This is a genomic window from Shewanella sp. 10N.286.54.B9 (assembly GCF_041468565.1).
Lineage (GTDB): Bacteria > Pseudomonadota > Gammaproteobacteria > Enterobacterales > Shewanellaceae > Shewanella.
Genome location: NZ_JBFRIY010000030.1, coordinates 21274 through 35257, shown reverse-complemented (window position 1 = coordinate 35257; position 13984 = coordinate 21274). Strand labels below are relative to the sequence as shown.

13 protein-coding genes are annotated in these 13984 nt (G+C 42.3%); 6 read left to right on the top strand and 7 right to left on the bottom strand.

The features are described from left to right. Nucleotides 1-347: 347 nt before the first annotated feature. Together AB4135_RS11290 and asnB are read left to right on the top strand one after the other, a co-directional pair. Nucleotides 348-1994, top strand: coding sequence for a M28 family metallopeptidase (locus AB4135_RS11290; protein WP_371992929.1), 1647 nt, complete (start codon nt 348-350; stop codon nt 1992-1994). Nucleotides 1995-2407: 413 nt separating this feature from the next. Next, the gene (gene asnB / locus AB4135_RS11285) at nt 2408-4072 is read left to right on the top strand and encodes an asparagine synthase B (RefSeq protein ID WP_371992927.1); all 1665 of its coding nucleotides are present in this window, start codon (nt 2408-2410) and stop codon (nt 4070-4072) included. Nucleotides 4073-4157: 85 nt separating this feature from the next. Here asnB and AB4135_RS11280 read toward each other — a convergent pair whose 3' ends face one another. From AB4135_RS11280 to AB4135_RS11270, 3 genes are all read right to left on the bottom strand, one after another. After that, nucleotides 4158-4502 carry a 5-carboxymethyl-2-hydroxymuconate Delta-isomerase gene (locus AB4135_RS11280; protein WP_371992925.1) on the bottom strand — a complete coding sequence of 115 codons (345 nt, stop codon included), beginning with the start codon at nt 4500-4502 and terminating at the stop codon, nt 4158-4160. 35 nt (nt 4503-4537) lie between these two features. Then, nucleotides 4538-4888: a VOC family protein gene (locus tag AB4135_RS11275; RefSeq protein ID WP_371992923.1), complete on the bottom strand. Its 351-nt coding sequence runs from the start codon at nt 4886-4888 to the stop codon at nt 4538-4540. A gap of 129 nt (nt 4889-5017) precedes the next feature. Beyond that, complete coding sequence (locus tag AB4135_RS11270; RefSeq protein ID WP_371992922.1) at nt 5018-5725, bottom strand: DUF445 family protein; 708 nt, start codon at nt 5723-5725, stop codon at nt 5018-5020. 308 nt (nt 5726-6033) lie between these two features. On the opposite strand from AB4135_RS11270, the gene AB4135_RS11265 reads away from it, so the two are divergent. Next, entirely contained in the window at nt 6034-6414 is a 381-nt protein-coding gene (locus AB4135_RS11265; protein WP_371992920.1) for a VOC family protein, read from the top strand. 4 nt (nt 6415-6418) lie between these two features. Here the strand turns inward: AB4135_RS11265 and AB4135_RS11260 are convergent, their stop codons facing one another. After that, the gene (locus AB4135_RS11260) at nt 6419-7414 is read right to left on the bottom strand and encodes a 2Fe-2S iron-sulfur cluster-binding protein (RefSeq protein WP_371992918.1); all 996 of its coding nucleotides are present in this window, start codon (nt 7412-7414) and stop codon (nt 6419-6421) included. 193 nt (nt 7415-7607) lie between these two features. On the opposite strand from AB4135_RS11260, the gene AB4135_RS11255 reads away from it, so the two are divergent. From AB4135_RS11255 to AB4135_RS11245, 3 genes are all read left to right on the top strand, one after another. Further along, nucleotides 7608-10715: a DUF748 domain-containing protein gene (locus tag AB4135_RS11255; RefSeq protein WP_371992916.1), complete on the top strand. Its 3108-nt coding sequence runs from the start codon at nt 7608-7610 to the stop codon at nt 10713-10715. 222 nt (nt 10716-10937) lie between these two features. Further along, complete coding sequence (locus AB4135_RS11250; RefSeq protein WP_371992914.1) at nt 10938-11579, top strand: Type 1 glutamine amidotransferase-like domain-containing protein; 642 nt, start codon at nt 10938-10940, stop codon at nt 11577-11579. Nucleotides 11580-11658: 79 nt separating this feature from the next. Further along, on the top strand, nt 11659-12015 hold the full coding sequence (locus tag AB4135_RS11245; RefSeq protein WP_248975318.1) for a glutathione S-transferase N-terminal domain-containing protein: 357 nt from the start codon (nt 11659-11661) through the stop codon (nt 12013-12015). A gap of 88 nt (nt 12016-12103) precedes the next feature. On the opposite strand, the gene AB4135_RS11240 is transcribed toward AB4135_RS11245, so the two are convergent. The 3 genes from AB4135_RS11240 to AB4135_RS11230 form a co-directional block, all read right to left on the bottom strand. After that, nucleotides 12104-12748 (bottom strand): CatB-related O-acetyltransferase, encoded by a 645-nt coding sequence (locus tag AB4135_RS11240; protein ID WP_371992912.1) that lies wholly within the window; start codon nt 12746-12748, stop codon nt 12104-12106. A gap of 122 nt (nt 12749-12870) precedes the next feature. After that, nucleotides 12871-13278 carry a hypothetical protein gene (locus AB4135_RS11235; RefSeq protein WP_371992911.1) on the bottom strand — a complete coding sequence of 136 codons (408 nt, stop codon included), beginning with the start codon at nt 13276-13278 and terminating at the stop codon, nt 12871-12873. Further along, nucleotides 13268-13801, bottom strand: coding sequence for a hypothetical protein (locus AB4135_RS11230; RefSeq protein ID WP_371992910.1), 534 nt, complete (start codon nt 13799-13801; stop codon nt 13268-13270). Before AB4135_RS11230 ends, AB4135_RS11235 begins: the two co-directional genes overlap by 11 nt. Between the last annotated feature and the right edge of the window lie 183 nt (nt 13802-13984).

The following is a 13984-nucleotide window of genomic DNA, read 5'->3' as shown; positions in this document are numbered from 1 at the left end:
AAAGAATGCGCTTATATATTGAACATTTTGGCTGATATTACAGAAATATTGCTACGAGATGCTGTTTTAAGAGAGCAAAGCTCAACTTTATAAAAAATGACAAAATAGCGAAATAAATTAAAAGCTGATGTATTTCGCTCTAAAACCCTCTAAGTCTGAATGATTACTCTAAAACATCGCTATTTTCACTATAGGCTGGCGCGTTTTCGATACAAGATGCAATATCGAGTAACACTTTCTTCAACCGCTAACTCTTGTCAACATAGGCGCCTTTCCGCCATTATTGCATCTATAGAACAACAAAATCTCAACACAAAAGTCTAAAACAACAATAACAGGACATATAAATGCGCGCTTTACTTCCAGTTTGTGCCCTTGCGCTACTCAGTGCTTGTAGCCAACATACGACAGATGTTGTCACACCAGAAAAAGTCACCTTTGATGAATCAAGGTTCCGCCAAGATATTAAAACCCTTGCATCAGATGAGTTTGAAGGCCGCGCGCCAACAACAAAAGGCGAGCAACTAACATTGGATTACCTTAGCAAAGCATTTGCTGAGATGGGCTTAGATAAGCCAAATGGTAAAGATTATCTGCAAGCAGTACCTATGGTGACCTATACCGCTTCAGAGCAGCAATCAATACAGCTCGGTGATATGCAATTACAGCATCGTAAAGATGTGGTAGTTGGCAGTCGCCACGATGTAAACAAGGTTGATATTGCCAATGCTCCACTGGTATTTGTGGGTTATGGCATCAACGCACCTGAGTATGATTGGAATGACTATCATGATCTCGACATGGCAGGAAAAATCGCGGTCATACTGGTGAACGATCCCGGCTTTGCTCTACCTGAATCAGGAAAATTTAACGGCAAGGCAATGACCTATTACGGACGCTGGAGCTATAAATTTGAAGAAGCGAGTCGTCAAGGCGCACTCGGTGCCATCATTATTCACGACACAGAGCCTGCTTCCTACCCTTGGTCTGTTGTCGAGAATAGCTGGACTGGTGCGCAACAGGATTTAGTCCGCAGTAAAGAAGAGCAAGCAAAGTGGATTGAGGTTGAGGGCTGGATGACACTTGACGTTGCCACTAAACTATTTGATAAAGCAGGCCTGTCGCTAAGTACTGTGTCTGACCGCGCAGCGAGCAGTGCAATTAATATCCCGCTAAATCAAACCGCTTCCATTGCATTCGAGAATAAAGCTGAATATGCCAATAGTTATAACGTGGTAGCAACGTTGCCAGGGCAAAGCCGCAGCGATGAGCACATTCTGTTTACTGCTCATTGGGATCACATTGGGTTAGACCCGAGTAAAGATGGCGATCAGATCTATAACGGTGCACTCGATAATGCATCAGGAACTGCTGGCATCTTAGAGATTGCTCGTCAATTTGCTAAACAAGCAAAAAATGGTAATCCATTGGCCCGTTCAGTGACTTTTGTCGCCACCACAGGCGAAGAGCAAGGTTTACTCGGCTCACGCTATTATGCAGCCAACCCAATATATCCATTAGACAAAACTGTGGCGGTATTTAACTTAGATAGCACTAATATATATGGCCGCACCACCGACTACACTATCGTAGGTAAAGGCAAGTCTGAACTCGAAAATTACTTAATCGCCGCAGTCGAGACTCAAAATCGTACAGCCAAGAGTGAAAAGTACCCAGAATCAGGCGGCTTTTTCCGCTCAGATCATTTTAGTTTCGCTAAATACGGTGTACCTGCAGTATTTGCTGGTGGCGGAAGTATTCCTGTTGATGAAGCGACTGCTGAATATAAAGCCATGATGAAACAACAGATGAAAGGCTGCTATCACAGCGTATGTGATGAATATCGTGAAAATTGGGACTTAAGCGGAGCGCTGGAAGATCTAGCCGTTTACTATGATGCAGCGGCCGTATTGGGCAACAATAGTGATTGGCCGGGCTATTTCAGTGGTACTGAGTTTCACTCATTAAGACCTGCAAAATCAGATAAACAGTAAAACAACAGATTACAAATAATAAAACGCTCAAAAGTCATCCACTTTTGAGCGTTTTTGTTTAAAGAGAAACGACTCGCCCCATTACACTAAATACAAACACTGATTAACAGCGGCAAGCAGTATTGTGAAAAACATCACTTAATCCAATAATTTTGGGTAAGTAGTGATTTTACAATGAGTGCATTGGTATTTATCCACTAAACCCCACGCCACAAGCCACGCAAATAGACAATTGTCATAAATGCACACCTTAAAATGAATTATCTGCATTTATGAAATGAAAAAAACTTAAAAACCCACATCAAAAACACCTAAATACTGACAATTCACCATTATCGAGTTTGTAAGTTATCTATTTCAGTGGCAGAGTAACAATCAATTGAGATTAAGACTGACATTTTTTGGAGTGACCTATGTGTTCAATTTTCGCTATTTTAGATATTCAATCAGACTCGACGCCGCTGCGCCAAGTCGCTCTGGAAATGTCAAAGCTACTGCGTCATCGTGGACCAGACTGGTCAGGGATCTACAGCAGTGATAAAGCTATCCTTGCCCATGAACGTTTAGCCATTGTTGATATTGAACACGGCGCTCAGCCGTTGCTAAGCCAAGACGAAACTATCGTGTTAGCCGTTAACGGCGAGATCTATAACCATAAAGAACTTAAAGCTGAATTGGGTGATAAATACAGCTACCAAACCAACTCAGACTGCGAAGTGATAATAGCGCTATATCAAGAATACGGTACTGAATTTTTAGACAAGCTCAACGGTATTTTTGCCTTTGTGTTATACGACAAAGCCAAAGACACCTATTTAATCGGTCGCGATCACATGGGGATTATTCCGCTTTATACTGGGCGAGATGCAGAAGGCAACTTCTATATCTCTTCTGAAATGAAAGCCCTGATGCCAGTCTGTAAAACTGTTGAGACCTTCACTCCCGGTCATTACCTATCCAGTAAAGTGGGTGAATTAACACATTACTATCAACGTGACTGGCGCGAATTTGCTGCGGTTCAAAGCAACCCTGCCAGCAGTGAAGAAGTGCGAGATGCACTGGAAGCAGCCGTTAAACGTCAGTTGATGTCTGATGTTCCTTATGGCGTATTACTGTCTGGCGGATTAGACTCATCTGTTATTTCGGCGATCACCCAAACCTTTGCTAAGCGTCGTATTGAAGATGACGGTGAAACCAGCGCTTGGTGGCCGCAGTTGCACTCATTTGCCGTCGGGCTTGAAGGTGCACCGGATCTGATTGCTGCGCAAAAAGTGGCTGATGCTATTGGTACTATTCATCACGAAATTACCTTTACCTTCCAAGATGGCATCGATGCGATTAAAGATGTGATTTACCATCTTGAAACCTACGATGTCACGACCATTCGGGCAGCAACCCCTATGTACTTAATGGCGCGAAAAATTAAAGCCATGGGCATTAAAATGGTATTGTCTGGTGAAGGTGCTGATGAGCTATTTGGCGGTTACTTATATTTCCACAAAGCGCCAAATGCACAGGCATTTCATGAAGAGTTAGTGCGTAAGTTAGATAAATTACACCTGTTTGACTGCTTACGTGCCAACAAAGCCATGGCAGCTTGGGGACTAGAAGCCCGCGTGCCCTTCTTAGACAAAGAGTTTATGGATGTAGCAATGCGCACTAACCCAGAAGCTAAAATGTCTAAAGACGGCAAAATTGAAAAGCACATTTTGCGTGAAGCCTTTGAGCACAAATTACCGAAAGAAGTAGCTTGGCGTCAAAAAGAACAGTTTAGCGATGGTGTCGGTTATTCTTGGATTGACGGTCTTAAAGATCATGCTGCAGCTAAAGTTGACGACTTACAGCTAGCCAACGCTAAGTTCAGGTTCCCATACAACACGCCTGAGACTAAAGAAGGTTATTTCTATCGCACTTTCTTTGAAGAACTATTCCCGCTTGCGAGCGCGGCTGAAACGGTACCAGGTGGTAAATCTGTAGCTTGCTCAACCCCAGAGGCACTAGCTTGGGATGAAAGCTTACAAGGTATTATTGACCCGTCAGGTCGTGCAGTGCAATCAGTCCACGACAGCGCTTACTAATACCAACTAGAGAAAGTCGGTCAGAGCAGCATCAAAAAAGCCACTCCCTAAGAGTGGCTTTTATAAATCAAGAGTTTATAACCATTCAATTAATCATCTTAATATAATGCTGCTTATTAATATCAACTATTTCCATCGTTACGCTACTCACAGAATTGGTAATGAGTGAAATAGCCTCAAATACTCGCTCTAGTAGCAGCGCTTTTTGCTCATCTGTTCGACCAGGCATAATGGCCGTATGGATGTGCACAAAGGTATTTTCTTGATCTTCACCAACTCGAAAGTGTTCAACCCCATGGGCGCGAGTTTTCACCGCTTGCGGCTCAAATAGTTGCGAGTCAATCAAAGCTTGGTGGGTCGCCTCGACCAAGGCTTCGATTGAAATAACGTGCTTTAATGGTTTAGCGTATTCAATAACACAATGTGGCATGTTCAGCCCTTCTTCTTTTAGTTATATCGCGTTGGCTACTCAGACCAAATCGCATATTCGTTGCCATTAGGATCTAAAAAGTGAAATCTTCTTCCGCCAGGAAATTCGAATACCGGTTTACTGATAGTACCGCCAGCATCGGTGACTTTTTGCAAGGAATTAGCGAGCTCATTTGAATAAATCACTAACAAAGGAGAGCCCTTTGTTAACGTAAAATCTTGCTCGGATAGATAGAATCCGCCAGTTATTCCAGCGTTTAGAAAACAACTATACTCAGGTCCATAATCGACAAATTCCCAACCGAACACTTGGCCGAAAAAATCTTTTGTCGATTGGATATCCTTAACAGGCATTTCCAAATAATTTATTGTGTGGTGTAGGCTCATCCATTGCTCCCAGTATCTAAAAATACTCTTATTGTATAAAACCATAGCACGTTCCGTATGCTCTCTGTAAATTTTACCCATAAAAAAGGGAGCCTTAGCTCCCTTTAGAATTTATAACCAGTACAACCATTAGCCTTGAACCAGCGCCGCGACTAAACCAATTAAGCCACCAAAAATACCACCCCAAACCACTAACCAACCTAAGTGTTTCTTGATCATGTCCTGCACTATCTCTTTGACCATTTGTGGTGTTAATTCATTTAAACGTTGGTTGACAATATCCTCTATTTTCACTCGCATATCATCGATAACATTGCTCTGTTCCAGCTCAGCTTTAAGTAACTCATAAAATTGATCGGATTGAGAGATATCGCTAAGCGATGTTTTCATTTTTTCCATAAACGGCTCACGCAACGGTTCAATCGCATCGGTACCGCCAAACATCGATAACATGCCACCGAGTGAGGACTGAGAAACAGTGCTGACTAACGCGTCAAATGCAGGAGACAGATCTAACTTCTCAATCACAGGTTGCAGGTCGATATGCTGCTCAGCATTCCCCTGCTGCGATAGAAATCGCTCAATATTTTCTTCAGTAAAAAACTGCTTCATCATCAGATGAGCAATCCCTTCTTTAAATTCTTCAAAGCGAGATGGCACCACACCAGAACCGTAGAGGCCCGGGACTTTTTCAAACAGCATGTGAATAGCGAGCCAGTTAGTGACCGCACCTGAAAGTGCAAACAAACCAACAGTTAGAAGAACAGGCTGCGCTAATAAGTAGCCGGCTAATACTGCGAGTGCAGCAATCAAATTGGTAACAACACTTTTATTCAAGCTAATTCCCCGTAAGCATGATCGAAAACGGGCTATGTTACCTCCAGGCAAACTCACTAGGCAATAGAATTATGCTATTACGACCAAATCTGCCACAGGGGTAACAATGGGAAAATACCATTAGCTACCTAGATCTCTTTATCAATTTAATAGCTAAACAATTCATTCACAGCACCTAAAATATGCCGATTGACTTCAACACTTTAGACTATGTAAGACATTTTAGAGAGCCAAAACTGTGCAATATTAGCTCTTAAGGCTAGGTTAGAAGCTACACTTGTTTGAGCAGTTCCTAGCAAGGAAACCCAATGAAACCCACCTCTGTCAATTCAGGCTCATTAAGCTGGCATGAGTTAACAGCTAGCAGTAGTAAAGAGGCCATGGCCTTTTACAGCCAAGTGTTTGGCTGGAAATTTAAAACCATTGTTGTAGCCCACGCGCCCTACCATATTATTATTAACGACGGCGTTGATATTGGTGGTATCGCACAAAGCCCAGCACCAGCCATGCCCAGTAATTGGACTGGATACATCACGGTAGAAAACGTTGATGCTATTGCCGAAAAGGCTCATGAGCTAGGTGCAACCATTCTATTTGGCCCTGAAGATATCGTTGGCATTGGCCGTTTTTGCTGGCTAAAAGATCCTCAAGGAGCGATTATCGCCGCAATTAGTTATCTTGCACTATAAGGGGCTAGCCTCGTTTTACTGAGCGAAGATCTTTATATTCAAATGGCAATACATGAATTTTTGCATACTCAAATCCATCTAAAAATGCTTGTTGCTGAGCTTTTACAACCGCTTCAGGTTCACCACAAAGAAACACTCTATTGTGCCGAGTAATGGGATGCTCACTTGCTGCAAGCTCAAAGGGTTGGATTTGTTGACAGCGCAAACCCGTCAAATCAACTTGAGCCGCTGCTGTAATACAAGCCCGATAGTGGACGTTTTGATGGGCTAGCATTAACGACAAACATCGCTTTTGCAGATAAAGTTCTTCAACTGTTCGGGCACCGTGATAGAGGTATATCTCAGCTTGATGTGACATCGCTAACGCTTGTTCAACAATTCCCAATGCAGCGCCAATACCCGCTCCATGACCAATCAAAATCAGCTTATCTTGTTGATACTCGGCCTTATAAACACATTGCCCTAAGGGCCCTTGAATAAGCAGTTGTTCACCATTGCTGGCAGTATTAAATAACCAACCACTAAATTGGCCATTGTACTTTCGAGTAACATGCAGCTCAATGACATTGCCGTCGACTTTAGCGATGGCATAACTACGCGTCAGACCGTCATAGCGTCTAAGGTTAATATATTGCCCTGCTAGACAATTGAGGTTTTCAGAAACCTTCACCACGACTTTCATCATGTTATCCGTCATGAATACTCGTTCAACTAATTGGGCAGATACAAACAGGTCTTGCTCAAGCACCGTTTTCAGTTTAAGCCCTTCAGCAGGGATACACTGGCATGCGCACAGATAATGGTTCGCCTTGAGGCGAGCACTTAAGCCTCGCTGAGAACCCGTGGACAGATCCCCACCAACATGTTGTAGCAAACACGTTTTACACGCTCCTTTCTTGCAGGAGTAGTTGAGTGAATTGCCACTGCGAATAAGGGTCTCAAGTACCGATTCATTTTCATCGGAATCAAAAGCTTGGCCATCTAAAAAGAAAGTTGTCATGGGCTAACGTTGTTTCTCAATTAATAACAAAAAATAATATGATCTCAAGCGCATTTCTATAATAATGTAGCTAAAATTATAGGAGTCTATTTTTGCTTTGTAACGCTTTTGTAACCGCCAAAGGTTTCTACTCCTTGGGTTACGGGCTAGCAAAAATGAGCGACTCATTCATTAAAGAAGAAGTAAGGTCTGTATGACTATCGTCCCAAGATCACTTGTTGGATTTAGAGATAAATTTCGCCAACTACCTCGCTACCAGCGTCTACTCTCGTTCGCTGCTGCACTGTACCTTGTGTTTACCGCAATCTTAGGGTTACTAATTCCCTACATTGCAGTGAAAAAAGTGCCACAACAGCTGTCGAGTATGTTGCAACGCCCTGTGATCTTGAACGATGTTCGAATCAACCCCTTTACTTTAGAAGTGGCTATTGAGCAATTTCAAATTCAGGAAAGTAAGACTACCCTAAACAGCGACGAATTTTTTGGATTTGAACAACTTACTTTTGAATACCGCTTTTGGCACTCTATTTTTAATACCGCTTTTAGTATTGCTGATGTGACATTGCTGAACCCTACACTGAATGTTGAGAGACTCAAAACCGAAGACTCATTAACTTTCAATTTTAGCGATATATTAGACACTCTGGCAAAAAATAGCAGCCCAGCAGAGGAAACACCTGAGACTGCAACAGGCTTGCCTCACTTTATGGTTGAGAATTTGGCGATTGTTGATGCAGATCTTAACTTTATCGATAACATCACCGAAGGCAAGTTACGCTACCCCCAAGTAAACCTGAACATTAAGTCATTTGACTCACAAAATGCATTATCTGTGTCGATGCAAAGCAAACAGGGAGTACAAAACAACCACTACGCTATCCATCTTGTGGGCAATAATGGTGGAGAGATTGCGACTCAAGGTATTGTGCAACTCGAACCACTTTCTATTGTGGGTGATATTCAATTGACCGATATTCAATTGCCACAGTTTTGGTCTTTTGTTGATAAGCAATTTATTGCTAATTTAGCCTCTGGCAGATTAAGTGTCGACAGTCAGTACCGTCTAGAAGAGAAGAGTGACTATTTCCAAGTCACCAGCAATGAAGGCTTAATCAAGTTCGAAGACCTTACGCTAATAGATGACAAGGCAACGGTTGCCAGCTTACCTATCTTTGCTATAGAAGGGATAGAGTTTGATCTGCATCAGCAATCCGTTAGCGCCGCTAGAATTCGATCTCAGGGCTTAGTTGTCAACGCTACCCTCAATCAAAAAGGCAGTAACCTCGAAAAGCTATTTGAGCCAAAGTTGGCGGCCACTCCCGAAACTAAGCAACAACAAAACGACGTTATTGATAAAGCTGATAAGGAGACACAAAGCTTACCTTGGACCGCGGTATTAAACGCTGTCGACATCGAAAACTACCAAGTGAACCTAACTGAAAAAATTCTCACCCAAGGGACTCTTTGGCAGATAAGTGACCTTAAATTACACACAGATAAAATCAATGCCGACCTATCCACCCCCATCGATTACCAACTGTCGCTTAATATCAATCAGCAAGGCACCTTATCCGCAGATGGCAGCATTGATATTAAACAGCAAAATGTGTTGAGCCAATTGCAGTTATCAAATCTCGGTTTAAGCCAATTTCAAGATTACCTTAGCCCATACATCAATATCGACTTAAAGCAGGGATTACTGTCAACTGAAGGCAGCTTAAAACTCAACAACGAGGCAGATCAACTTAGCTTTAATGGTGCGTTGAATATTAGCGACCTGCTTGTAAAAGACACAGTGCAAAAGGAGACATTGCTAAAATGGAAAAATGTCGATATTAATGCCATTGGTTTCGATAAAGCGGCCAATAGCGTTGAAATAGACCACATAATGCTAGAACAGCCTTACGGTCGTATCATTATTGCTGAAGATAAAAGCACCAACTTTGGCGAACTGATGGTAACTCCTACAAGCACTGAGTTAAGCCAATCTACTGCGGAAAAGGCTCACGCTGCCACTAGCGTAAAAGTCGTCAAGCCAAACACGCATAAAACAGAGCAAGCAGCCACCACAGCAATGGCTATTAGTATTAATAAAATCAGCATTAACGATGGTTCGACCTTCTTCGCCGATAATTCATTAACCCCTAACTTTGCCGCCAGTATTGAGCAGCTTAATGGTCAAGTCACTAAACTGTCTTCTTCAAGTAAACAAGCGGCATCAGTAGACATAAAGGGCAAGATCGATCGTTACGCACCGGTGACGCTAAAAGGTGATATCAACCCGCTACTGGAGCAGCCATTTTTAGACTTGGCCCTTGGTTTTAAGCATGTCGAACTCACCTCTGTAAACCCGTATTCAGGAACTTACGCGGGTTATTACATCGATAAAGGTCAGTTATCGCTAGATTTAAACTACCGTCTTGAGAACAATCAATTGGTCGGTGATAACCATTTAGTGGTTGATCAACTCGAACTGGGCAAGCCCAGTGACAGCAGCTTAGCCACCACATTGCCAGTGACTTTAGCGATTGCCCTATTACAAGACCGCCATGGAGTGATTGATCTAGGTCTACAGGTTTCAGGCGACTTAGATGAACCTAGCTTTAGCTTTGGTAGTATTGTGATGACCGCCTTTACCAATGTTATCACCAAAGCCGTAACTGCGCCGTTCTCGCTATTGGCAGGTTTGTTAGGCGCTGACGACGATGAACTCGATAAAGTCAACTTCGACGCTGGCAGTGGTGAGTTAAATGACCAGGCTAAAGAGACTTTAAGCCAATTAGCCAAAGGCTTAGCTGATCGACCTATGCTTAAACTCAATGTTGAGGGTGCGGTCAATGTTGCCGACGACAACCGCGCCTTATCTGAAGTGCAACTCGCTCAGAAATTAGCACAGCTTGCTCAACTTGAAATAGAGCAACTGCCAACCGATTTAAGTGCCAGCACATACCCAACAACAGGTGCGCTATCGGATGCGTTAAAGTTACTGTATGAAACTGAACTCGCCAGCCCTGCAGTTGATGTTAAAACTGCTATTGAAGCAGAACACCAAGGTGATAATGCTCTGACAGATGAACAGCTGACGACTCGCTGGCATATTGCATTGTATAATTTCAGCCTAAGCGCGCAGCGGATCTCTGATGATGCACTCGGTGATTTAGCCCAGCAACGGGCAAGCGCGGTTAAGACTTTCTTAGCAGATAATAAAACCATCGCGCCTGAAAGAGTATTTTTACTCGATAGCCGAGTAAATTTAAACACCGGCGCCAGTCAGGCGTTACTGACGTTGACCGCCAATTAATACCGTTTGCAACAAGCTAATACCCATGTTCGCCAACGAGTAACAGCTGATTGAGTCGTACATCTAAGGCACCTAGTAAGGTGCCTTTTTATATTAATACCTATATGTGTCACGAAAAGAGTTGGTAAAAAATAATCATAATTTTCAGTAGACTACTGTTTATTTGCTTGGTTCTCAAAGGTATTATTTAAAGCTAAGGACAATACTTTTAAAGGAATAACGATGAACTTAGCTTTTATTAGCCACCCCACAACACCTAATGCACTGCGCGCTATCAGCGCTTTACTGACAGCGGTTGCTAAAGAAAAGCCTAACGTCGGTTACATCGCCTCTCAACCGGATCCTGACCGTGAGTTCTTTACACAAACACAGCGGCTTTACCGGTCTCTCAATGCGCAGATGAGTGTCTATTTAGAACTTGAATCTGGCTTTAGCCATGAGGCGCTTAATGCACTATTACGCTGTGATGTTATTCACTTATCAGGTGGAGATACTCAGCGTTTCTTGCAAGCAGTAAAGCAGCGTAAGCTCATTGCCGTATTACAAGCCTTTGTAGAAAATGGCGGGGCCATCGTTGGTGTCAGTGCTGGTGCCATGTTATTAACTCCATCCATAGCCAGTGCAGCACTTTGCGGCGATGAGGTATCAGAAGAGGAGTCAGCGCTGAGTGCAGTTAATCTCGTCGATTTTCAATTTGTGCCCCATGTTACCGAGGAGCAATCAAATCAATTGCATTTTAAGCAGCAACTAAGCGAATTAAAAAGTCCCTGTTACTTGTGTTCAGACAATGACGCTGTGCTACAAATGGGTAAAGAGTTGTTACTCTACGGCACTCCAACTCTGTATAAAAATCCCGCTAAGTAAACGATTTCTAATCAAAGCTGTTAACGCCGCAATGCATAGGGTAAAATCTTCGCGAATCAAAATACATTAAGGGTAGTAAATGTTTGTTATTCGTTGGGTACTAGGTCGGATCATTTTGTTTTTAAACTTTATTTTTGCGCCAAAAAAGCTAAAGCGTCCTATCGCTGAACAGCAGAAGATAGATGATGCCACTAAAAATATGACCATCTATGAATACAAAGCTTGTCCGTTTTGTGTAAAGGTACGCCGCTCATTACGTCGCCAAGGGCTCAACATTGTGACTCTTGATGCGAAGCAGGAACCCCATAAAAATACCCTTCTAACTGAAGGTGGTAAGCTACAAGTTCCTTGTTTAAAAATTGAAGATGCTGGCCAAGCGACTTGGATGTATGAATCATCTGAAATCATCGGTTTCTTAGATAAGAAGTTTGCTTAAACGTAAAGCATTAAGTCAGTCCCATAAAAAAGGTAGCCAATGAGCTACCTTTTTTAGCGTTATAACCCGTACTTCACGATTGTAATGTCTAAGTCCTCGAATCCGCTTCATCATAATCTCGCACAGCACTTTTTAGATCAGAAAGATCTGAATTACAAAGATAGTGCTTTAGTGCATTAAACTTCACCTCAGACCAATCATAGATCTTCAAAGCTAACAGCTCAGAGATGGTACTCTCCTCAAAATGATACTTCACCAACTTAGCAGGACTACCTGCAACAACACTGTATGGGGCGACATCTTTAGTCACCACACTGTTTGCAGCAATAATAGCCCCTTCACCTATTGTGACTCCGGGCATTATCATTGCTCGCATGCCGAGCCAGCAACCATCATGGATATGAGTATCGCCCTTCCCCACATAAGCCTCATCAATAAAATCCATAAAGGGATAGAGGCAAAACCAGTCAGCTCTATGGGTATGACTACCGCCCATTAAGATGATGACCTCAGCGCCAATGCAAATATAGTTACCGATTGAGAGTTTGTCGATATGCCATCGAGGTTCCCACTGACGACTGACTTCATCGCCATGTAGATAACGAACCACAGAGTGTTCAAAGCCATTATCCCAACAGTCACTGTAGTAACTGTAACAGCCCTTAATGATAATATTTTTATTGCTGACCACTTCATTCAGCAGTTGATATTTGGACCAGTGTTTATTTTTCATTGAAAGCTTTTTATTCCGGCGCTGAAATACAAAATCTACAAGCTGACAACAAGCCCGCACTCACTTCTGCTGCAAAAAGTGTCCTCGCGAACCAAAATACTGCGTCAGCATCACTAAAGCGTTTACTGTTTGTTAAACAAAAATTTCCTCAATAGCTTAATAATAAAAAAGATTGCCCCTATAGCCGCACCAGCATGGATTGAGAACACCATATAAAAGTCATGTGGCATAGTCCTCAAATGATATATCTGATTGTGCTTCCCGCGAATGACTCCCGTCGAGTAAGCATCAATTAACACTGACGAAAAATAGATAACAGCCATAAAACATAAAAATATAACCATCCATGCAACCTGACTCTCTTCATTGTCATTAATTGGTTCTGGCTTAGGTTCGGCGTCAGGGTTTTGCTTTCTGTACGCTATCTGCTGCATTAACGCATTATATCTCTGCGGGTAACGCAGTTTATTGATATTTTCTTCAACATCATATAGTTCAGCTAATGCACATTGCTTATAATCAAGATCCATAAGACACTTTTCGATTTAAATTATTTGCAGAGATAAGTTCTTTTTCCCATGATGCCAAAGAAAGCGACCGCCCAGGGAATACTATTTTAGAAAAAGGCCACTGCTCTTGTAGCCAATTTAAGACTGCTTGATGCAGGGCTGATTCCAGCTCAAGACTATCGTCTCTGATCCAGAAATATACAACACAATCATATTGAGGTAATTGACTTGGATCGATATAAATGGAGCCTAAACACCTATTTTTTGCACTGTTAAATACTGAGTAAGCAAATGCAACGTGTGATTCAAACTCTTGTTTATGAAGGCGTAAACTTTCAGTATTTTCATCCAGCGTCATATCACTTTTAGGCCACATGTATTGCGAACCAAACATACCTTGCAGTCTCAAGTGGCTGGACATTACCGCTTCGTAATCTAACTCTGAAATAGTATCTTCGAGCACTCTAAAGTGGAAATACTGACAATCAAATGTTTTCGGTACTACAAAATCTTGAGGGATAAATAGGGCTGGCACAATCAACATCGTCCATATTAGTGTAATGTCCCATTAACGGACGGCATATTCTAAAATAGATAAAAAACAAACTATTGCTTAACTATTAGTATGTTAGCAAATATGTCATTAATTGAATAGAACTGAAAAGCAAGGGAATGTCAATGGCAGTTATTTTGCAGGTTTGAATAACCAAGCAATAAATTCAACACA

Bases quoted from the DNA above. Each gene is read 5' to 3' on its own strand.
- AB4135_RS11290 (WP_371992929.1), top strand. From the start codon at position 348: ATGCGCGCTTTACTTCCAGTTTGTGCCCTTGCGCTACTCAGTGCTTGT.
- asnB (WP_371992927.1), top strand. From the start codon at position 2,408: ATGTGTTCAATTTTCGCTATTTTAGATATTCAATCAGACTCGACGCCG.
- AB4135_RS11280 (WP_371992925.1), bottom strand. From the start codon at position 4,502: ATGCCACATTGTGTTATTGAATACGCTAAACCATTAAAGCACGTTATT.
- AB4135_RS11275 (WP_371992923.1), bottom strand. From the start codon at position 4,888: ATGAGCCTACACCACACAATAAATTATTTGGAAATGCCTGTTAAGGAT.
- AB4135_RS11265 (WP_371992920.1), top strand. From the start codon at position 6,034: ATGAAACCCACCTCTGTCAATTCAGGCTCATTAAGCTGGCATGAGTTA.
- AB4135_RS11260 (WP_371992918.1), bottom strand. From the start codon at position 7,414: ATGACAACTTTCTTTTTAGATGGCCAAGCTTTTGATTCCGATGAAAAT.
- AB4135_RS11255 (WP_371992916.1), top strand. From the start codon at position 7,608: ATGACTATCGTCCCAAGATCACTTGTTGGATTTAGAGATAAATTTCGC.
- AB4135_RS11250 (WP_371992914.1), top strand. From the start codon at position 10,938: ATGAACTTAGCTTTTATTAGCCACCCCACAACACCTAATGCACTGCGC.
- AB4135_RS11245 (WP_248975318.1), top strand. From the start codon at position 11,659: ATGTTTGTTATTCGTTGGGTACTAGGTCGGATCATTTTGTTTTTAAAC.
- AB4135_RS11240 (WP_371992912.1), bottom strand. From the start codon at position 12,748: ATGAAAAATAAACACTGGTCCAAATATCAACTGCTGAATGAAGTGGTC.
- AB4135_RS11235 (WP_371992911.1), bottom strand. From the start codon at position 13,278: ATGGATCTTGATTATAAGCAATGTGCATTAGCTGAACTATATGATGTT.
- AB4135_RS11230 (WP_371992910.1), bottom strand. From the start codon at position 13,801: ATGTTGATTGTGCCAGCCCTATTTATCCCTCAAGATTTTGTAGTACCG.